The sequence below is a fragment of the Mycobacterium sp. E2238 genome (genome assembly GCF_001672665.1).
GTDB lineage: Bacteria > Actinomycetota > Actinomycetes > Mycobacteriales > Mycobacteriaceae > Mycobacterium.
In genome coordinates this window covers 1-668 of sequence record NZ_LZKF01000174.1, presented here as the reverse complement: position 1 = coordinate 668, position 668 = coordinate 1, and the positions used below count along the sequence as shown (strand labels likewise).

Annotated in this window: 1 pseudogene; it reads left to right on the top strand. The window is 65.3% G+C overall.

Annotated features, from left to right (window positions below):
* Nucleotides 1–668, top strand: a pseudogene (locus A5711_RS15880) (glycosyl transferase family 1); the annotation flags it as partial.

Below are 668 nucleotides of genomic sequence, written 5' to 3'. Positions count from 1 at the left end.
TCGTCCCTGATCTCGGTTGGGGCCGGGGCCGATTTGCTCTTCACGGGCCAGCTCTACCAGGACCTGGCGATCAACGTGGCGGATTACTACGGCATTCCGATGGCCACGCTGCATTACATCCCGATGCGGCCGAACGGGCAGCTGATTCCGATGCTGCCGGGGCCGATGGTTCGCACCGGAATGGCGGTGTACGACTGGGTGTGCTGGCGCATGAACAAGAGGGCCGAGGACCGCCAGCGCCGTGAACTCGGCTTGCCCACGGCCACGGTTGCCTCGCCGCGACGGATCGCAGAACGTGGGTCATTGGAAATCCAGGCCTACGACGAGGTGTGCTTCCCCGGGCTCGCTGCCGAATGGGCGAAATGGGGCGGCCAGCGTCCTTTCGTTGGATCGCTGACGATGGAGCTGCCCACCGATACCGACGACGAGGTGTTGTCGTGGATCGCGAAGGGGACACCGCCGATTTGCTTCGGCTTTGGCAGCATGCCGGTTGCCGAATCGCCGGCCGACACGGTCGCTCTGATCGGCGCGGCGTGCGCGGAGCTGGGTGAGCGGGCCCTCCTGTGTTTCGGCGGAACTGATTTCAGCGACGTGCCGCATTTCGACCACGTCAAGGTCGTGGGCGTGGTGAACTACGCGTCCGTCTTTCCGGCCTGCCGCGCGGTCGT